General features: G+C 62.8%; 15 protein-coding genes and 1 pseudogene. 9 read left to right on the top strand and 7 right to left on the bottom strand.

Annotation, left to right across the window (positions count from 1 at the left end; translation table 11 throughout):
• Positions 1-3: 3 nt before the first annotated feature.
• From K1X80_RS04630 to K1X80_RS04620, 3 genes are all read left to right on the top strand, one after another.
• Positions 4-1,359 (top strand): D-serine ammonia-lyase, encoded by a 1,356-nt coding sequence (locus K1X80_RS04630; protein WP_220172687.1) that lies wholly within the window; start codon positions 4-6, stop codon positions 1,357-1,359.
• A 33-nt stretch (positions 1,360-1,392) separates the two neighbouring features.
• The gene (gene dsdC, locus K1X80_RS04625) at positions 1,393-2,328 is read left to right on the top strand and encodes a DNA-binding transcriptional regulator DsdC (protein WP_220172686.1); all 936 of its coding nucleotides are present in this window, start codon (positions 1,393-1,395) and stop codon (positions 2,326-2,328) included.
• A gap of 177 nt (positions 2,329-2,505) precedes the next feature.
• Entirely contained in the window at positions 2,506-3,009 is a 504-nt protein-coding gene (locus K1X80_RS04620) for a hypothetical protein (RefSeq protein ID WP_057960605.1), read from the top strand.
• Here the strand turns inward: K1X80_RS04620 and K1X80_RS04615 are convergent.
• The 3 genes from K1X80_RS04615 to K1X80_RS04605 form a co-directional block, all read right to left on the bottom strand.
• Positions 3,006-4,208: a benzoate/H(+) symporter BenE family transporter gene (locus tag K1X80_RS04615; RefSeq protein WP_057960606.1), complete on the bottom strand. Its 1,203-nt coding sequence runs from the start codon at positions 4,206-4,208 to the stop codon at positions 3,006-3,008. The two genes, K1X80_RS04620 and K1X80_RS04615, sit on opposite strands and share 4 nt — an antisense overlap.
• A gap of 53 nt (positions 4,209-4,261) precedes the next feature.
• Positions 4,262-5,764: a PLP-dependent aminotransferase family protein gene (locus K1X80_RS04610; protein ID WP_057960607.1), complete on the bottom strand. Its 1,503-nt coding sequence runs from the start codon at positions 5,762-5,764 to the stop codon at positions 4,262-4,264.
• 90 nt (positions 5,765-5,854) lie between these two features.
• Positions 5,855-6,313, bottom strand: coding sequence for a GNAT family N-acetyltransferase (locus K1X80_RS04605; RefSeq protein WP_200660548.1), 459 nt, complete (start codon positions 6,311-6,313; stop codon positions 5,855-5,857).
• A gap of 193 nt (positions 6,314-6,506) precedes the next feature.
• Between K1X80_RS04605 and K1X80_RS04600 the strand changes: the two genes are divergently transcribed.
• Positions 6,507-7,922 (top strand): glycosyltransferase family 39 protein, encoded by a 1,416-nt coding sequence (locus K1X80_RS04600; protein ID WP_200660550.1) that lies wholly within the window; start codon positions 6,507-6,509, stop codon positions 7,920-7,922.
• Positions 7,923-7,925: 3 nt separating this feature from the next.
• Here K1X80_RS04600 and K1X80_RS04595 read toward each other — a convergent pair whose 3' ends face one another.
• Positions 7,926-9,149: an OprD family porin gene (locus K1X80_RS04595; RefSeq protein WP_200660552.1), complete on the bottom strand. Its 1,224-nt coding sequence runs from the start codon at positions 9,147-9,149 to the stop codon at positions 7,926-7,928.
• Between the two features lie 172 nt (positions 9,150-9,321).
• On the opposite strand from K1X80_RS04595, the gene K1X80_RS04590 reads away from it, so the two are divergent.
• From K1X80_RS04590 to K1X80_RS28470, 5 genes and pseudogenes are all read left to right on the top strand, one after another.
• Entirely contained in the window at positions 9,322-10,224 is a 903-nt protein-coding gene (locus tag K1X80_RS04590) for a LysR family transcriptional regulator (RefSeq protein WP_057960609.1), read from the top strand.
• 197 nt (positions 10,225-10,421) lie between these two features.
• Positions 10,422-11,861, top strand: a complete 1,440-nt coding sequence (locus K1X80_RS04585) for a YfcC family protein (RefSeq protein ID WP_216312202.1) — start codon at positions 10,422-10,424, stop codon at positions 11,859-11,861.
• Between the two features lie 19 nt (positions 11,862-11,880).
• Positions 11,881-13,701 carry a CocE/NonD family hydrolase gene (locus K1X80_RS04580; protein ID WP_220172950.1) on the top strand — a complete coding sequence of 607 codons (1,821 nt, stop codon included), beginning with the start codon at positions 11,881-11,883 and terminating at the stop codon, positions 13,699-13,701.
• A gap of 301 nt (positions 13,702-14,002) precedes the next feature.
• Positions 14,003-15,019 (top strand): annotated as a pseudogene (locus tag K1X80_RS28475) (methyl-accepting chemotaxis protein); the annotation flags it as partial.
• A gap of 39 nt (positions 15,020-15,058) precedes the next feature.
• On the top strand, positions 15,059-15,922 hold the full coding sequence (locus K1X80_RS28470; protein ID WP_370694600.1) for a methyl-accepting chemotaxis protein: 864 nt from the start codon (positions 15,059-15,061) through the stop codon (positions 15,920-15,922).
• 155 nt (positions 15,923-16,077) lie between these two features.
• On the opposite strand, the gene K1X80_RS04570 is transcribed toward K1X80_RS28470, so the two are convergent.
• The 3 genes from K1X80_RS04570 to K1X80_RS04560 all read right to left on the bottom strand — a co-directional run bounded on the left by K1X80_RS04570 (position 16,078) and on the right by K1X80_RS04560 (position 18,477).
• Positions 16,078-16,446, bottom strand: a complete 369-nt coding sequence (locus K1X80_RS04570; protein ID WP_057960612.1) for a glyoxalase superfamily protein — start codon at positions 16,444-16,446, stop codon at positions 16,078-16,080.
• Positions 16,447-16,535: 89 nt separating this feature from the next.
• Complete coding sequence (locus K1X80_RS04565; protein ID WP_200656675.1) at positions 16,536-16,814, bottom strand: dermonecrotic toxin domain-containing protein; 279 nt, start codon at positions 16,812-16,814, stop codon at positions 16,536-16,538.
• A 199-nt stretch (positions 16,815-17,013) separates the two neighbouring features.
• On the bottom strand, positions 17,014-18,477 hold the full coding sequence (locus tag K1X80_RS04560; RefSeq protein WP_200656676.1) for an amidohydrolase family protein: 1,464 nt from the start codon (positions 18,475-18,477) through the stop codon (positions 17,014-17,016).
• Between the last annotated feature and the right edge of the window lies 1 nt (position 18,478).

The following is an 18,478-nucleotide window of genomic DNA, read 5'->3' as shown; positions in this document are numbered from 1 at the left end:
CCCATGATTCAAGGCAAAACCCTAGACGCCTGGTATGCAAGCCATCCCGTTATCCAGCAATTGGTCGCACTTGAGCCGGTCAGTTGGTTCAACCCCGCGATCGCCCCGGCCGCTGTAGCGCTTGAGGATGTCGGCCTGACCCTGGAGGATGTACAAGACGCCAGCGCGCGCCTGCTTCGCTTCGCGCCCTACCTCGCCAAGGTGTTCCCGGAGACGGCGGCGACGGGCGGTATCATCGAGTCCGCGATCCAGCCGCTGAAGGCCATGCAGCACGCGCTGTTGAGCGAAGCCGCCCTCCCCGACTGCGGCGCGCTGTGGCTGAAAAAAGACTGCGACTTGCCGATCTCCGGCTCGATCAAGGCCCGTGGCGGTATTCATGAAGTCCTCAAGCACGCTGAAGACCTGGCCCTGCAGGCAGGCTTGATTACCCTCGACGATAACTACGCGGCCTTGGCCGGCGAGCGCGCACTGGGGTTTTTCAGCCAGTACAAAATCGCCGTGGGCTCCACCGGCAACCTTGGCCTGTCCATCGGCATCATCAGCGCCACGCTGGGTTTCCAGGCGACGGTGCACATGTCCTCGGATGCGCGCCAATGGAAGAAGGACAAACTGCGCGCCAGCGGCGTGACGGTGGTGGAATACGCCTCCGACTACAGCGTGGCCGTGGAAAACGGCCGCCAACAGGCGCAAAACGATCCGGCCTGCTATTTCATCGACGATGAAAACTCGCCCCACCTGTTCCTTGGCTATGCCGTGGCCGCCGAGCGCCTGGCCCGGCAATTTGAAGTGGCCGGGGTGCGGGTGGACGCCGAGCATCCGCTGTTCGTGTATCTGCCCTGTGGTGTCGGCGGCGGCCCTGGTGGCGTGGCGTTTGGCTTGAAGCTGGCGTTTGGCGATGCCGTGCACTGTGTGTTTGCCGAACCGACCCACTCGCCATGCATGCTGCTCGGTGTGTATACCGGGCTGCATGACCAGGTGAGCGTGCAGGACTTCGGCATCGACAATGTCACCGCGGCTGACGGCCTGGCAGTGGGCCGCCCCTCCGGCTTCGTCGGCAAGGCAATGCAGCGCCTGGTCGATGGCTACTACACCGTCACCGACGAAGAACTCTACCGCCTGATGTTCCTCGCCCACGACCTTGAAGGGGTAAAACTCGAACCTTCGGCCCTGGCCGGCGCGCCAGGCATTGTGCGGGTGCTCAAGGACGCGCAGTATTTGCAGCGCATTGGCGTCTCGGCGGCACAGTTGGCCAGCGCCACGCACTTGATCTGGGGCACCGGCGGCAGCATGGTTCCCGCCGAAGAGTTCGCCACCTACCTGGATAAGGGGCGCGCTCTGCAAACCACAATCCATCGTTGATCGCCGGCGGTTGACGCGAAGAGGGACACCCACATGGCAGCACTTGGCCTGGGCAAAGCGCCGAAGCTCACCGGCGCCCACCTGTCCAACCTGCATACCTTCCTGGTCGCCGCCCGCCACCTCAGCTTTGCCCGCGCCGCTGACGAGCTGTGCCTGACCGCCAGTGCGGTCAGTCACCGCATAGCGCGCCTGGAAGAAGAACTGTCGCTCAAGCTGTTCCATCGCTTGCCGCGCAAGGTCGACCTGACCGATGACGGCGAGCGGATTTTCAAGGTCATGCAGCACACCATGGACACCCTGTCCGAGGCCGTGCAAGAACGCTCCGACAGCCAGATCGAAGGCCAGCTGTGCTTCTACGCACGGCCCTCCGTCGCGCAATGCTGGCTGGTCCCCAGGCTGGCCGATTTCACCGCACGCTATCCCGGGATTCAACTGGATGTGCGGGTCGGCAACGAACCGATCGACTACCGCACCCGGCGCATCGACCTGGTGCTGTGCTACTCCAACGGCGAGCATCCGGGCCTGGAAAGCCTGCGCCTGATGCCCGAGCGGATTGCCCCGGTGTGCAGCCCGCAATATGCCCAGGCCCATGGCTTGATCGGGCATCCGGAACGCCTGGCACAGTGCACGGTGCTGCACGATGTGGCGGCATGGGACAACATTTCATTCGATGCAGAATGGCGTTTATGGCTGGATGCGGTGGGCGACAGCAGCGAACTGCCAAGCCGCTTCATGACCTTTGACCGCTCCGACTTGAGCACCCTCGCGGCGATCAACTATGCGGGCGTGGCCATTGGCCGCGAGCAACTGGTGCGCAAGCGTGTGCAAGATGGCGAACTGGTGCTGCCGTTCGGCGGGTTCAGGGAGGCGTTCAACTATGGCTACTATCTGGTCCACCCCGCCCACGAAACCCTGCCCAGACGGCTCAAGGCGCTGATCGACTGGCTGGTCGAACAAGCCCGGGGTTGAGGTGTGCCAAGGCAGCTAAACCCGAGAACAACGCGCGCGCCATCGCGGTGATTTCAGGCTGACAGCTAACGGCAAGCGTCCATGCCAAGCCCCTTGTTAGAGGCCCGGCGATGCTTATACTCCTGCGCTGTACCTGTCGCGTTTACGCCCTTTTGTTATGCATGGAAGCCATTTGAATTGAGAAGACCGCTGACCTCTACACGCCTGCTCGTCGGTCTGGGCGTACTACTTTTCGTGGCAACAATCGGGTTATGGGTGTTCTGGCTCGACCGCATCGTGTACTTCAATACGTTGAGCGTGATGATCTGCCTGGTGACATCGCCCCTTTTGGCTGCGGTGGCATTTGTGCTGGGGGTGCGGCGCAGGAATCCGCGCCTCAAATTTACAATAATGGACTCGCTGGAAGAGGCGATCTCGGCGCTCGCCGTTATCGCCGTGGCAGAATTTTTCGTGTTGTCATTGCTTGTGTTTTTTTCCAGCACAAGACCGGGTGATTACATCGCCCGCTACGAATACACCTCCGGCGGCAAGCGGTGCAGCGGGTTGCAGGTCTACGATCGAGAACTCGAAAAACATATAAAAATCTGCCACCCGGATGCGCTTAGGGCGGGTGGCAAGGTCAGGGTCGAAAAGCGCAGTGGCCCGTTGGGTATCACGGTGAAGCGCGCCGAACTCCTTTAGCCCGCCGCACGCGTCTCAACCCGGCGCCCACCGTGAATCACCCCATGCACCAGCAACCCCGCCACCAGCCCCCAGAACGCGCCGCCAATGCCCAGCAACGTGACATTGGCCGCCGTTGCCAAAAAGGTGATCAACGCGGTTTCCCGGGTGCGTGTATCGGCCATCGCATTGGCCAGGCTTGAACCGATGGCGCCGAGCAGCGCCAGGCCCGCCAAGGTGGTGATAAACGCGCGGGGCAGGACCATGAACAAGGTTGCCAACGTCACGCCAAACACCCCGACCAGGATGTACAGCGCCCCACACACCAACCCGGCGATGTAGCGTTTGGACGGGTCCTGATGGGTATCGCGCCCGGTGCAGATCGCCGCCGTAATCGCTGCGACATTGAACGCGTGGGCGCCGAACGGTGCCATCAATAAAGACCCCAGGCCGGTGACGGTGATGATCGGGTTGGCGCTGGTCTTGAACCCGTCGTTGCGCAGCACCAGCATGCCGGGGATGTATTGCCCGGTCAGGGTAATCACGAACAGCGGCAAGGCCACGCCAAAAAACGCCGCGATGGAAAAGTGCGGCATTTCAAACACCGGGGCGGCCAGTTGCAGCTCCAGGCTGTGCAGGTCAAGGCGCTGTTGGGCGAGCAGCAGCCCTAGACCAATCAACAGAATCCCGACCATCGCATACCGTGAAGTGAAGCGGCGCAGCACCGCGTAGGACACCACCAGAACAATCACCAGCAGCGGGTCCGCGCTGGCGCCACCAAACGCCGCCACACCAAATTGCAGGAGAATCCCCGCCAGCAAACCCGCCGCAATGCCACCGGGGATCAGCCGCACCAAGCGCTCGAACGCTCCGCTCAGTCCCAGCACGATAAAACCGAGGGCACACATCACATAGGCGCCGATCACTTCGGCATACGGTGTAAACGGCATGACCGTCGCCAGAAAGGCCACCCCCGGCGTCGACCACGCGGTGATGATCGGCTCGCGGTAGCGGTAGCTCAACCACGCGCCGGTCACGCCCACGCCGATACTCACCGACCAGACCCAGGAAGCGGTTTGCGCCGCGCTCAACTGCGCCAGGTGGGCAGCCTGGAACACCAGGACAAAGGTGCCCGCGTAATTGACGATGACCGAAATCAGCGCGCTGATGCTGGGGGACAGGTAGTCGGCGAGGCGTAGGCGTGGGGCGGGTCGGTTCATGGCGCGTTCCTTGTGTTGAGGCCGCACAGGCTAACAAGCACCGGCCCGCCCTTTCAGTCCACTTCGCCGCCTTGCGCCAGACCACTCTTGAGCACCTTGGCCAACTGCCGGCAGGCACTCTCGATTTCACTGGGCGTCAGCGCCGAGAACCCCAGCAGCCAGCCGCCCCGTGCCGGTGGCCGGGCATAAAGCCGCGTCAGGCCCGGCAACTGGATACCCACCCGCGCCGCCTGGCGAATCGTCTCCAGCTCCGACCATCCCTCATGCAGCACACAAGGCAACTGTAAGCCCCCGGGCGGCAAGCTGGCGGTGACCACATGGCTCAAGTGGCGCTCCACCGCCTCGGCCATGGCATCACGTCGCTCGCCGTAGATTTTGCGCATTGCGCGGATATGGCTGCCGAAATGCCCGTCGTTCATAAACCGCGCCAGGGTCAGTTGGGCGATTTGCGGGGTATGGCCGTCGAGGATGCTGCGGGCGTAGGTCATGGGTTTGACCAACTCCCGGGGCAGCACCATAAAACCCATGCGCAAGCCGGGGTACAGGGATTTGCTGAAGGTGCCGAGGTAGATCGTGCGCTGGGAGCTGTCCAGGCCCTGCACACAGGCGGTCGGCAAGCCTTCATAGTGAAACTGGCTGTCGTAGTCGTCCTCGATAATCCAGCCTTGGCGCTGCTCGGCCCAGGCGATCAGGTCCAGGCGCCGCTCCAGCGCCAGGGTGGCGCCTGTGGGGTATTGATGGGACGGCGTGACATACACGGCGTTGGCGCCGCTGCGGTCGGCGCGCAGGGCGTCGATACACAGGCCTTTGGCGTCCACCGCAACCGGTACCACCTTGAGCTGGGACATTTCAAACGCCTTGCGGGCGCCGAAGTAACCGGGGTCTTCCATCAGGATCGGCTGGCCCTCATCCACCAGCACCTGCGCGCACAAATACAGGGCCTGACGCGTACTCGACAGCACCAGCACCTGATCCGGCGTGACCCGCGCCCCGCGTTCCAGGTTCAGGTAGTCGGCGATGGCCTGGCGCAGGGGTTCGGCGCCTTGCGGGTCGCCATGCAACAGCAGGTTCGGGCGGTAATCCTTCAATGCCTGGCGGTGCAGGCGCTCCCAGATGCCCACGGGGAAGGTGCGCGTTTCCGGCAGCCCTGTGGCAAACGCCTTGACCACTTGCTGGTCGGTCACCCCGCCGCTGGCAAGGATCTGCGCGCCCCTGGCACTCAGCGCCGCGACCTGGTTCGCCACCACTGGCTGGCGCTTGCGCGCGCCCAGCAGGCTCGGCCCGATCTTCTCGGAAACGTAACTACCCGAACCTTCACGCCGGCACAGGTAGCCGTCCAGTTGCAGTTGGACGTAGGCCATTTCTACGGTATCCCGGGAAATGCCCAGTGACTTGCCCAACGTACGCGTGGCGGGCAACCGACTGCCGGGCGCAAGAATGCCCTCCAGGATCAGCTGACGCAGCACGCGCTGCACCCGCACACGCAAATCCAGGGAGGCCAGCTTGGGGTCCGTCAGGCGGATCTTCAGGGTGTCCAGTTCAAGGTTGTGGGTCATTGACTTGGCCAAGGGGTAAAAAAGCATGCATCTTTGTGCGATGCCGCCGATATGTCCACGAGCAATATCGGCGAGCTTTGCCGTCGGGTGTTACAGAACCATCCGATACTCAATGCAGCCCGAGTCCTCGGCGATCCAGTTGTAGAGTTTCTGCGCACGCTTGTTGGTCTGCTGGGTATGCCAGTACAACCGGGCGCAGCCGTGGTGTTGCGCATAGCGCTGGACCCATTCGATCAACAGTTTGCCGGTACCGCCGCCGCGCACCGTGGGGGCCACGTACAGGTCTTCGAGGTAGCAGAAGTCGGCGACCGCCCAGGTCGAACGATGCAACAGCGCATGCACCAGCCCCACCAACTCATCGCCCTGCACTGCCACGGCACAGGCCATGGCTTCATTGGTATCGAGCAAGCGGCTGAAGGCAGTGCGGGTGGTGGCCTCATCCAGGCTGACTTGATAAAAGTCCTGGTAGGCCAGCCACAGTTGCAGCCATTGCTCATAGTCTTCAGGTTGCACTGCCCTGACCACGATTGCCTGTGGATCGTTACTCATCGCGTTCTCCTATCGGGAAGCCCGTTCCGGGATGGATCGGGACCCGGCAATGGTAGGTTTCCAAGGCGGCGGCGAACCGACCACTTCCAGACCACCTGGCAGGCCAATCCGCAACGGGCACTCCGTTCACAATTCGTTAAGGATTGCCTTCGTATACTCCAACGCTGCCCCCTAGCATCCGGTAACTCACCCCATGACACGCCCTGCCCCGCTGTTGCTGCTGCTTGCCGGTCTGCTGTTCTTCGTGGCCCTGGGCAATCACGAGTTGCAAGGCTCCACCGAAGCCCGAGTGGCCGGGATTGCCATGGCCATGCACCTGGATAACGACTGGGTGGTGCCGCGCCTGTTCGGTGAGCCCTTCCTGGAAAAACCACCCCTGAGCCTATGGCTGGATGCCGGGGCGATCCGCCTGTTTGGCGCCAGCACCGGCGCGGTACGACTGGCCTCGGCGTTTGCCGGGTTGTTCAGTGTGATGCTGCTGTACGGCATGCTGCGCCGCTTCGGCCGGCCTACGTCCCTGGCGTTTGGCGCCGCGCTGGTGCTGGCGACCATGGCCAGTTACTGGAGCAACGTGCGCGGCGTGGGTGAGGATGCGTTGCTCAGCCTCGGCGTGACCCTGGCGCTGCTGGCGTTCTACCAGGCCACCCGCCCGGAGTCCCAGCCCGGCGCCAATATCGGCACATGGCTGCTGTTTACCTTGGGGATGGCCATCGCCACCTTGAGCAAAGGCGTGCTGGGCCTGGCGATGCCGGGCATTGTGATTTTTGCCTACCTGGCCTGCACCAGCCTGTTGGACAAGCGCGTGCGGCCCGGCCAATGGCTGCGCCCGGGCATGTTCACTCTACTGGCGCTGGTGCCGCTGTTTATCTGGCTGGGGTTTCTGTATCAACGGGGTGGGATGCAGGCGGTCGGTGAGGTGTTGTGGACCAACAGCGTCGGACGTTTCAGCGGCTCCTTCGTCGAAGCCGGGCATTACGAGCCGATCTACTACTACCTGGCCAAACTGCCCGAGGCCTTTTTGCCGTGGAATATCCTGGTGTACCTGGGCCTGTGGCACTTTCGCAAAAGCCTGGCGAGCAATCGGTACCTGCTGTTTTTCAGCCTGTGGCTGGTGGCGCAATTTACCCTGCTGACCTTCGCCTCGAGCAAACGCATCGTGTATCTGATGGCCCTGACCCCGGCGGCGGCGGTCCTCGCGGCCGAATATGGCGCGGTTCTGCTCAGCCGCGTGCCCGCCTATCGCCGTGGCTTGATCAACGGCGTGTTTGCCGTGGTGATTGCCTGCTACCTGGGCGCTGCTCTCTGGTATGCGCCCAAGGCCGACCGGCGTGAGTCCTTTGTACCGCTGACCCGCCAAATCCAGGCATTTCAGGCCCAAGGCCACAGGGTGGTGCTGTACCAGCCCAACGAGCGTGTGGCCGGCGCCACCGTGTTTTACACCCAGAACAACTTGCCGATCCTGCAGACCGAGGCACAACTGCGTGCCTATCTCGATGCCAGGCCGGGCAACCTGGCGTTGCTGGACCGCATTGAGCAACTGACCACCCCGGTCACCGCTCTCAAGCAGATCACCGTGGGCAGCCGGCCCTACTCCTTTGTCGAACAGTAAGGCCTACCAAAGCGCCAAATCGTACGTCAGGTAGACCCGGTAGTTATCGCGGTCACTGGCATAGGTGGAACGGTAGGTGGCCTTGCGCAACTCCACGCCCAGGCCTTTGAGGGTGCTGTCCTGGATCACATAGCGCAGGTGAGTGTCGGACTCCCTCTCGCGGGCTTCGCGGCCCTTGAAGTCGCCGTTCTGGCCCTTGTAGTAACGGGTCATAAAGCTCAGGCCCGGCAGCACAGCGGCAAAATCGTAGTCATAGCGCAGCATCCAGGTTTGCTCACCGGCCTGGATAAACTTGCCGACCCCGGCGTTGCTGAACGAGTACACGGTGGACACGCTGGCATAGGGCAGCGCGGTGTCGCCACTGACCTTTTGGTAGCCCACACCCAACGCCTGTGGCCCCAGCCGATAGGTGAACAGACCACTGAACATGTCGCTGTCGACCTTGCCGTTACGCGCCTCGCCGGCCTCATTGCTGATGAAGTAGCGCAAGTCACTGGTCAGGCTCCCCGCGCCCAACGGCTGCTTATGCACCAGGCCGAGGAATTGCTGGCGATAGAACTCGCGCATTTCCCCGTAGTACCAGGTGCCACTGAGCGTAGGCGTGAAGGCATAGGTGGCGCCGGCGAAATCGAAGTCGCTGCCCTTCTTGCCGCTGTAGCCCTGTGGATAAATATCCACGCTGTCGCTGGAGTTACGCAGTTTGAATTGATCCAGGTGCCCGCTGTGCAGGTACAGGTTGCGGATGCCCGTGTATTCGATCTGGGTGCCGCGAAATGTCTGGGGTAGCAGGCGCCCGTCGTTATGCACCAGTACCGGGATCTTGGGCAGCAAGGTGCCGGTTTTCACCACGGCAGCGCCGATGCGCATTTTTGCGGTCACGCCGAGGCTGGAGAATTCATTGGCGGCGCGCCCATCATCGTGGACCGGCAACAAACCGGTGCCGGCGTGGGTGCGGCTGGAGTCGAGCTTGATCCCCGACAGCCCCTGGGCATCCAGGCCAAAGCCGACGGTGCCCTCGGTGTAGCCCGACTGCAGGTTGAGCAAAAAGCCTTGCGCCCATTCCTTGCGGTCCTCGCCACCGTCGCGATAACCGTCGTTGAAATAGTAATTGCGCAGGGTCAGCTTGCCATGGGAATCCTCCCAGAACCCCTGGGCCATCAGCGACGGCGACAGACTCGCCAGCACCCCGACGGTGACCACGCCACCCCTGGTGAAAAGCTCACGCATAACTGTTTCCTCAATGCCGTATTGTCGATTTTTATGGGCAGTTGCTCCGTGTGCCAGGCTGGACGCCAGGTCACATTGGGGCGGACACTAACGGCTTGCCGAACGCCCCACAACGTTATGCGAGAAGCGCATGACGCTATGCGCAAAGCCGCCCTTCGACAGGAAATCCACGGTGAATCTCAAGCAACTCGAAGCCTTCAAGGCGATCATGTCCACCGGCTCGACCATCGGCGCAGCCACGCGCATGGGCTTGTCGCAGTCTGCGGTCAGCCGCCTGTTGAGCCAGTTGGAAGACGCCCTGGGGTTTGCCCTGTTCCTGCGCAAAAAGGGCCGGTTGATGGCCACGCCAGAGGCCGAGGAACTGCTCACCGAAGTCGCCGGCCTGGTGGACGGCATGCAGCGGATCCAGCGTCTGGCGGACGAAATGCGCGTCGGCCGCTCGCGCAAAAGCCTGCTTAAAGTCGGCGTGCCCACCAGCATGACCCAGGAATTGTTGCCGCGTATTGTTGCGGACTTTCTCAAGGACCATGACGACACTGTGGTCGAGCTGCTGACCGGTTCCTACGACATGATCGAGCGCGCCGTGCTGGACCGCTCCGCCGACCTGGGTTTTGTACGCCTGCCCACCGAGATCCCCGACTTCGATATCGAGCCGGTACTGCACACCGAAGGCGTGTGCGTGATGCCGGCCGACCATCCACTGAGCCGACACCCGTTCATCGAGGTGCAGCATCTGCGCAATGTGCCGTTGGTGATGCTGGGCCGGCAACGGGCGGTGCGTACCGAGTTGAACCAGATGTTCCGCGCCGCCAACCTGACACCCCAGGTACGGGTCGAAGTGCACTCGGTGGGCGCCGCCTGCAGCTTTGTCGCCGAAGGCCTGGGGGTGTCGATCGTCAATGGCTTGCTGGCCAGCCACTTCATGCACCTGCCGATTGTCAGCCGGCCGTTTCGCCCGGCATTGCCCTATGAATTTGGCCTGGCATTTCGTGCCGACGAACCGCGCCCGCAGTTGGTAACGGCATTTGCCGAGCACCTCAAGCAGCGCCTGAATTCCATTGCGAAAATCCCGTAACCCTCTGCGCGGTCGGAGACCAGAATCCCCTCTCGGCATCCCGAGCGCTGCGTAAAACGCATACCCCAACCCGCACCACGCATAACGTTGTGGGCCTGCGCGCGATGCCCTAGTGTCCGCCCAACCAAGCGTCACTACCCACAACAATAACAGCGCACGCACCCCGCTCAGACGGGGGCCGCGCCGGGGCCGCCAGCATGACCGAACCGCAGATCCTCCGTACCCCGTCGCCCACCGAGGCGGCCGCAGACAAACCCGTGCAACGCAAGCAAATCAACCCGGCGATCATTCTGCTGAGTATCGTCCTGCTCGCCGTCGCCTTCACCTACGTGGTGAATGCCGGCAAGTTCCAGCGCCAGAATGGCCTGGTGGTGCCGGGCTCGTATCAGGTGCTGGAAAAGCAGGATTCCTTCAGCCAACTGTTCTCCCTGGAACCCCGCAAGGCCGGCGACACAACGGCCCGCCCGGTATCGTTGGTGGAAGGTTTCATGGCCATTCCCCAAGGCATCGAAAAGCGTGCGGCGTTGATTTTCATGGTGCTGTTCATCGGCGGCATGTTCGGCGTGCTGAACAAGGCCGGGGTGATCGACGCCGGGCTGGAGCGCCTGCTAGGCATGACACGAGGCAATATCTACGTGCTGGTGCCGAGCCTGATGCTGGTGTTTTCCGCCGGCAGTACCTTTATGGGGCTGGCCAAGGAGTTCATCCTGATCGTGCCGTTGATGGTGGCCATGGCCAACCGCCTGGGGCTGTCGAACCTGATTGGCCTGGCCATCGTCACCATCTCGGTGAAGATCGGCTACCTGGCGTCCATCTCCAACCCGGTGGCCTTGTCCGTGGCCCAGCCGATGGTCGGCCTGCCGATCTTCAGCGGCTTGAGCATGCGCGTCGCGGCCTATTGCACCTTCCTGTTGGTGGGTATCGCGTTTGTGCTGTGGAGCATTCGCAAGCACGGCTTTGATGCCAGCGCGCAGATCACCTTCGAAAGCAAACCCCTGCCGATTCGCCACCTGCTGAACCTGCTGGTGCTGGGCGGCGGCATCGGCTTCCTGGTGTATGCCTCGAACCGCTGGGGCTGGAAATACCATGAGCTGTCGGCGTTCTACCTGCTGCTGACCGTGGCCTTCGCCGTGATCGCCGGCCTGGCCGCGAGCACCGCCGCCAGCGCGTTTGTCGATGGCATGAAGAAGGTGCTGATCGCCGGCGTCCTGATCGGCCTGGCGACCGCCGTGGAAATCATCCTCAGCACCGGCCAGGTGCTGGACACCATCGTCAACAGCCTGGCCAACCTGGTGGGCGACCACGGGCCGGTGGTCTCGGCCTACGGCATGTTCTTCGCACAACTGGGGCTGGACGTGCTGATCCCCTCCACCTCCGGCCAGGCCGCGGTGACCATGCCGATCTTCGGGCCACTGGGCCAGTTGTCCGGGGTCAGCCCGCAAACCACGGTGTTTGCCTTTTTGATGGGCAACGGCCTGACCAACATGATCACCCCGACCTCCAGTGGCCTGCTGGTGCTGCTGGCCACCGCCAACGTCGGCTGGGGCCAATGGGCGCGCTACATCCTGCCGCTGTTCCTGATCTATGCGGTACTGGCGATGGTGCTGCTGGCCATTGCCGTGCAAACCGGATACTGAGTCGATGAGTGTTTTACCTATGCAAACCCTGCACAACCAGATGATCGCCATGCGCGACGGCATCCACCTGGCCACCGATATCTACCTGCCGGCGGGCGGCGAAGGGCCGTATCCGGTGGTGATCGAACGTACACCCTATGACAAGTGCAAACCGTCGCGCTCGGAAAAACAGCTCGACGGCCAGCACATCTCCCGCGAGCAAATGGCGGCGCGTTTTACCGCCCAGGGGTTTGTCGCGATCTTCCAGGATTGTCGCGGGCGCTACGCTTCCGAAGGGGTGTTCACCAAGTACACCGCCGAGGGCGAAGACGGTTTCGACACCCTGGCCTGGATCGTTCGCCAGCCATGGTGCAACGGCAAGATCGGCAGCATGGGCCTGTCATACGCGGCCCACACCCAACTGGCGATGGCCTGCCTGCATCCGCCGGGCCTGAGCAGCATGGTGCTCGACAGCGGCGGCTTCGCCAACGCCTACCAATGCGGGATTCGCCAGGGCGGTGCGTTTGAACTCAAGCAGGCCACCTGGGCGTTTCGCCAGGCCAAAGAAAGCCCGCTCGCCCTGGCCGATCCGCAGGTGCGCCAGGCGCTGGAAGACGAAGACATCCATGAATGGTTCCGCCGCATGCCCTGGCAGGCGGGCCAATCGCCGTTGCGTCATGTGCCCGAGTACGAAGCCTATCTGCTGGAGCAGTGGGCCCAGGGCACCTTCGGCCCCTACTGGCAGAAATCGGGAATTTATGCCGAAGGTCACTACGGGCGCTTGCCGGATATTCCGGTGCTGTTCATGTCCAGTTGGTACGACGCTTATGTCAGCTCGACCCTGGCCAACTACACCGCCTTCAACCGCGCCAGCAGCGCGCCGCAACGGTTGATCATGGGGCCGTGGTTGCACGGTGACCGCAATATCAGCCATAGCGGCGATGTGGAGTTCGGTGCCCAGGCCGCGTTTGACGGCCAGGTGGCGCAGGATTGGTTGAGTTGTCGCCTGCAATGGTTCGAGCAATCCCTCAAGCCCGGGACGCAGCCACCGCCGGCCCAGGTGCAGGTGTTCTTGATGGGCGGTGGCAGCGGTTTGCCGGATGAGCAGGGCCGCCTGCAACATGGCGGTCGCTGGCTGCAGGGCGAGCAATGGCCACTGCCTGGCACCCAGTCGCTGACCTTGTACCTGGATGCGCAACGGCAACTGACCGAGGTTGCGCCCAGCGCTGACGAAGCTGTGTTGGGTTACTACGCCGACCCGGCCAACCCGGTGCCGACCGTGGGCGGTGCATTGACATCCGGCGCGCCGATTTTTGTCGGCGGCGCCTTCGACCAGCGTGAACGCCCGGACTTTTTTGGCACCCGGGGTGACAATCGCCCCCTGTGCGAGCGCGACGATGTGCTGAGCTTTCAGACCGCGCCCCTGAGCGAAGACCTGATCGTCGCCGGGACGGTGCAGATCGAGCTGTGGATCGACAGCGACGCGCCGGACACCGACTTCACCGCCAAGCTGGTGGATGTCTACCCGCCGAGCGCCGCTTACCCGGAAGGCTTTGCGATGAACATCACCGACGGCATCCGCCGCTGCCGCTATCGTGACGATTGGGAGCAGCCCAGACCGCTGACACCCGGTGAGCGGGTGAAGGTGAACATCGAGCCATTTGCCACCTGCAATCTGTTCAAACAGGGCCATCGCCTGCGCTTGGACATTTCCAGTAGCAATTTCCCGCGCTTCGACGTCAACCCCAACAGCGGCGAGAGCGAGGGCCAGGCCAGCCATCCGCGCATTGCGCACAATCGCCTGCACCTGAGCCGGGATGCGGCGTCGTGCCTGGTCCTGAGCATCCTGCCCACAAGCTGATCCCCCTGACCAGCGGCCGTGTTGTGCCGAGCGGGCTTGTTGTGGCGAGCGGGCTTGCCCGCGTTGGACTGCGCAGCAGTCCCCTCTCCTGGGGAGGGCGCTACGCCCCCCCCAACGCGGGCAAGCCCGCTCGCCACAAAGGGAAGTCAGCTTTTTAAAAGTGACCACTCATCCACGAATCCCACATTGATTAAAAAACCGTTTCAGCTCTCGCCCTGCCTGCCGATATCCCCAGACTATCCATCGGCTGGGCGACCTTCCAGCAACTGATGTACACGCAATCTGTTCCTGGAGGAATTCGATGAATACATGGTTTGGCAACATCAGCGTCAACTTGAAACTGGGCCTGGGCTTTGGCCTGGTGCTCGTGCTCACCTCGATCCTCGCACTCACCGGCTGGACCAGCCTGGGCAGCCTGATCGACCGCAGCAACTGGATGAGCGACATCACCCAGCTCAATGCATCGCTGACCAAACTGCGCATCGTGCGCCTGCAGTACATGCTCGCCAACGGCGACGAAGCCGTGGCGCAGAATGTGCAGACCACCCTCGACAGTTTTGCCGCGCAGCAGCAACAGTTGGTCAACAGCTTCAAGAGCCCGGAAAACCTCAAGCTGCTCAACGAACAGAAAGACACCATCACCGCCTACCGGCAGTCGCTGAACAAAATGCGCGAGGCCTACCGCAACGGTAACGCCGCACGCCAGACCATGGGCGAGCGCGCCGACGCCGCCGGCCTGGTGATTGCAGCCCTGGACCGCAGCGTGCGGCAGATGCCAGAAAGCAGTGAGCGCTTCGCCCAGTACGAAGCCGTCAACCACGCCAAGCAAGAGTTCCAGGTGGCGCGCTATGAAGTGCGCGGCTACACCGGCAACGTCAACCCAGACACCGAAGCCCGCGCAGAGGCGCAAATCGAATCGGCGATCAATGGCCTCAAAGGTTTGAAGAACGTGTTCGGTGAAGCCCAACGAACCGAGCTGACCGCCCTGGAAAACGCCCTGGGCGCCTACCGCACTGCGCTGCAGGCGTATAAAGCCGCCAACGCCAATATCGTTCTCGCCCGCCAGGAAATGACTGTGCAGGGCGCCGATATCGTGTCGCACAGCGAAGCGCTGTATAACATCCAACTGCAACGCCGCGACGCCGAAAGCGTCCAGGCTCGCAGCCTGCAACTGATCAGCACCGTGCTCGCCCTGTTGGTGGGGATTATCGCCGCGCTGGTCATCACCCGGCAGATCACCCGCCCGCTGCAGGAAACCCTGGCAGTGGTCGAGCGCATCGCTTCCGGCGACCTGAGCCACAACATCCAGGTGACCCGTCGCGATGAGCTGGGCGTGCTGCAACAAGGCATCCAGCGCATGGGCAGCACCTTGCGCGAGCTGATTTCCGGTATCCGCGACGGCGTCACGCAGATCGCCAGCGCTGCCGAAGAGCTGTCGGCCGTGACCGAGCAGACCAGCGCCGGGGTCAACAGCCAGAAGATCGAGACCGATCAAGTGGCCACCGCGATGCATGAGATGACCGCCACCGTGCAGGAAGTGGCGCGCAACGCCGAACAGGCTTCCCAGGCCGCATCCACCGCCGATGGCCAGGCCCGCGAAGGCGACAAGGTGGTGGCCGAAGCCATCGCCCAGATCGAACGCCTGGCCGACGAAGTGGCGCGTTCCACCGACGCCATGGCGCACCTGCAACAAGAGAGCAACAAGATCGGCAGTGTGATGGACGTGATCAAGGCCGTGGCCGAACAGACCAACCTGCTGGCGCTCAACGCCGCCATCGAAGCCGCACGTGCCGGTGAAGCCGGCCGCGGGTTTGCCGTGGTCGCCGACGAGGTCCGCGGCCTGGCCCAGCGCACGCAGAAGTCCACCGAAGAAATCGAAGGCCTGGTCGCCGGTTTGCAGAACGGCACCCAGCAAGTGGCCACGGTGATGAACAACAGCCGCAGCCTGACCGACAGCAGCGTCGAACTGACCCGCAAGGCCGGCGTCTCCCTGGAGAACATCACCCGCACGGTGTCGAACATCCAGTCGATGAACCAACAGATCGCCGCCGCCGCCGAACAGCAAAGCGCCGTGGCCGAAGAAATCAGCCGCAGCATCGTCAATGTGCGTGATGTGTCGGAGCAGACCGCAACGGCCAGCGACGAGACCGCCAAGTCCAGCGTCGAACTGGCACGACTGGGCAGCCAGTTGCAGCAGATGGTCAGCCATTTCCGGGTGTAAACAAAAAGCCGCCCCGGCCGAAACCGGGGCGGCTCCACTTCTCAGGCCTTGACGGTCATCGAAGCTGTCTCGCAGGAATCGCCAGACGTGCTAAACACGCAGGCCATTCACCACGAGGTGTGACAAACAGCGGCTGATGCCCTGCCATTTGTCGATCAGGCCTGGCCTTCCTCGACAAACACCAGCCGATTACCAAACGGGTCCTTGATGCTCATCTCCCGCGAGCCCCAGGGTGTTTCCTCGACGCCCGGCTTGGCAAAGCGATAATTCTTGGCCTGCAACTGCTGCTGGAACCCATCCACCCCTGGGGCCTGGATCCGCACCGCCGCACCCGGCGAGGCGTCGCCATGGTGCTCGGATAGATGCAGCACGCACTCGCCCAGCGACACTTGCAGGTACAACGGAAAATTCGCTTCGAACCGATGCTGCCAATCCACCTTGAACCCCAGGAAGTCGACGTAGAACTCCAGCGCCTTGGCCTCGTCGAAAATCCGCAGGATGGGGGTGACTTTTCCTAACTGCATAAGGCTCTCCAAATCCACAAAACGTCCTGTTGTCAGGCCACCACCCTACCCCAAGGCGAGCGTGCCGTGAACGCCAGTCGAGGCTGGATTCAACCGTGGGCCTTGCCGGCGGTGCCATAGCGCTGTGCCGAAAAGAAATCGCTGGCGACCGCCTCGGTGAGGGTCATGGAGGACTCGGGCGTGCCGCTATGCGCCCAGCCGGTCACCGCGCCACTGCTGTGCGTGCTGTTGGCGGACGAGAATTTATGCAGGTAGACCTTGTCAGGGTCGATCCATTGATGGGTCAGGCTCCAGACTTTTTCCTGGATCCAGCCTTTGATCGTATCCCGGGGAAAAGGAAAGGTGGCCAGCGTGTTGGCGGCTGGCACATTAGCTTCGCCCGTATGGTCACCGACGCGCACCGAGGCAGTGAAGATGGATGGGTTACCGAAATGACTGACGCTTCATATTGATTGTGCATACAGGCTCTCCGTAAGAAGTCCCGTCCATCTTAGATAGCGCTCCCACAGCCACAACCTGCGTTTTGTAAGCCCTCATTGAGCACAATCTGACACACCTCATGGCCTGTCACACCTGGGCAAAACCCCGCCGCAAATCACCACTGCGCGCCAGGAAGCGCCCCGCCCGCTGGCCGTTCGCCTGCCCGTCGCAGTAGCTCAACACACCATTGACCCACACCCCATCAATGCCCTCGGCGGCACGTTGCGGGTCCTTGAAGTCCGCCACATCCCTTACCCGCAACGGGTCGAACAGCACCAGGTCGGCCCAATGCCCCTCGCGGATTTCCCCGCGCTCGGCCAGGCCAAAGCGCGCGGCCGACAAGCCGGTCATTTTGTGTACCGCTGTGTGCAGCGGGAAAAGTCCCAGGTCACGACTGAAATGTCCGAGTACCCGCGGGAATGCGCCCCACAAGCGCGGATGGGGGAACGGGTCTTCCGGCAAGCCGTCGGAGCCCACCATCGACAGCGGATGGGCAAGGATGCGTTGCACATCGGCCTCATCCATTCCGTAGTACACCGCCCCCGCCGGTTGCAGGCGACGGGCAGCGTCCAGCAGGGATACACCCCACTCGGCGGCGATGTCCTGCAAGTCACGCCCGCCCACTTCCGGGTGCGGCGTGGACCAGGTGATGGTGATGCGGAAGGCATCGGTGACTTGCTTGAGGTCCAGGGTCGAGGAGCTGGCGGCATAGGGATAACAATCGCAGCCCACCGGATGGGACTTCGCCGCCTGCTCCAGGGATGCCAGCAATTGCGGGCTGCGCCCCCAGTTGCCGGCGCCGGCACATTTGAGGTGGGAAATAATCACCGGTGCCTGGGCATGGCGGCCGATCAGAAACGCCTCGTCCATGGCCTCCAGCACCGGCTCGAATTCACTGCGCAGATGGGTGGTGTACACCGCGCCAAACGCCGTCAGTTCTTCACTCAATTGCAGCACTTCGTCGGTGTCGGCGTTGAACGCGCTGGCGTAGGCCAGGCCGGTGGACAAGCCGAGGGCGCCCGCTTCGAGGCTTTCCTGCAGTTGCTCGCGCATCGCCGCGATTTCGGTGGCGGTGGCGGTGCGGTGCAGGTCGTCCATATGGTTACTGCGCAAAGCGGTATGGCCAATCAATGCCGCGACGTTGAGGGCCGGGTGAGCGTTTTCCACCGCAGCGCGGTAATCGAGGAAACGCGGATAGGCAAACGCCTCGGCATTGCCCAGCAGGTTCATCGGGTCTGGCGGATCGCCACGCAGGCTGACCGGCGAGGCGCTGATGCCGCAGTTGCCGACGATCACCGTGGTCACGCCCTGGCTGAGCTTGGGCAGCATCTGCGGCTGGCGGATCACCACCGTGTCATCGTGGGTGTGGACGTCGATAAAACCCGGTGCCAGTACACGGCCATCGGCTTGGATTTCATGCTCGCCCTGGGCCGCCGACAAGTCGCCGATCTTCTCGATACGCCCCGCGCGCAACCCCACGTCAGCGAGATACCCCGGCGTGTTGCTGCCATCAATGATCAGCGCCTGGCGAATCAGCGTGTGGTACTTCATC

This window comes from Pseudomonas sp. So3.2b (genome assembly GCF_019464415.1).
GTDB classification, from domain to species: domain Bacteria; phylum Pseudomonadota; class Gammaproteobacteria; order Pseudomonadales; family Pseudomonadaceae; genus Aquipseudomonas; species Aquipseudomonas shahriarae.
Note: the sequence above shows the minus strand (reverse complement) of the source record. Positions and strands in the feature narration are given on the sequence as shown.

Coding starts and splice junctions, on each gene's coding strand:
- K1X80_RS04630 (WP_220172687.1), top strand. CDS start 4: ATGATTCAAGGCAAAACCCTAGACGCCTGGTATGCAAGCCATCCCGTT.
- dsdC (WP_220172686.1), top strand. CDS start 1,393: ATGGCAGCACTTGGCCTGGGCAAAGCGCCGAAGCTCACCGGCGCCCAC.
- K1X80_RS04615 (WP_057960606.1), bottom strand. CDS start 4,208: ATGAACCGACCCGCCCCACGCCTACGCCTCGCCGACTACCTGTCCCCC.
- K1X80_RS04610 (WP_057960607.1), bottom strand. CDS start 5,764: ATGACCCACAACCTTGAACTGGACACCCTGAAGATCCGCCTGACGGAC.
- K1X80_RS04605 (WP_200660548.1), bottom strand. CDS start 6,313: ATGAGTAACGATCCACAGGCAATCGTGGTCAGGGCAGTGCAACCTGAA.
- K1X80_RS04600 (WP_200660550.1), top strand. CDS start 6,507: ATGACACGCCCTGCCCCGCTGTTGCTGCTGCTTGCCGGTCTGCTGTTC.
- K1X80_RS04595 (WP_200660552.1), bottom strand. CDS start 9,149: ATGCGTGAGCTTTTCACCAGGGGTGGCGTGGTCACCGTCGGGGTGCTG.
- K1X80_RS04585 (WP_216312202.1), top strand. CDS start 10,422: ATGACCGAACCGCAGATCCTCCGTACCCCGTCGCCCACCGAGGCGGCC.
- K1X80_RS04580 (WP_220172950.1), top strand. CDS start 11,881: ATGCAAACCCTGCACAACCAGATGATCGCCATGCGCGACGGCATCCAC.
- K1X80_RS28470 (WP_370694600.1), top strand. CDS start 15,059: ATGGGCAGCACCTTGCGCGAGCTGATTTCCGGTATCCGCGACGGCGTC.
- K1X80_RS04570 (WP_057960612.1), bottom strand. CDS start 16,446: ATGCAGTTAGGAAAAGTCACCCCCATCCTGCGGATTTTCGACGAGGCC.
- K1X80_RS04560 (WP_200656676.1), bottom strand. CDS start 18,477: ATGAAGTACCACACGCTGATTCGCCAGGCGCTGATCATTGATGGCAGC.